This is a genomic window from Paraburkholderia sp. RL18-085-BIA-A, assembly GCF_046027075.1.
Classification (GTDB): Bacteria; Pseudomonadota; Gammaproteobacteria; order Burkholderiales; family Burkholderiaceae; genus Paraburkholderia.
Genome location: NZ_JARESU010000706.1, coordinates 1 through 281 on the forward strand (window position 1 = coordinate 1; position 281 = coordinate 281).

1 pseudogene is annotated in these 281 nt (G+C 59.4%); it reads right to left on the reverse strand.

The window, feature by feature from the left end:
• Window positions 1-281 (reverse strand): annotated as a pseudogene (locus tag P0D89_RS54480) (hypothetical protein); the annotation flags it as partial.

Below are 281 nucleotides of genomic sequence, written 5' to 3' on the forward strand. Positions count from 1 at the left end.
TTCTTCGAAGATGGCCGGATCGAACCGGGACTTGCGTCCTCGCTTAGGTCCCTTTCTACCGCGTAAATTCGGGTTGATGTTGGGAACCATGTCGCGGTTAAAGATGGCTTTGCGGTTCTGCCGGCAATCGTAAACGCCATCCAGACTCACGATGGTGCCCCGCAGGTCCAAGCCCACGGTACGGGCGATGCGCGTGAGTTGCGGCAGCGCTTCTCGCAACAGAGGCGATTCATTGCGATTGCCAGGGGCCGTCACGAACGGCGCGATCACGTTGCAGTGCG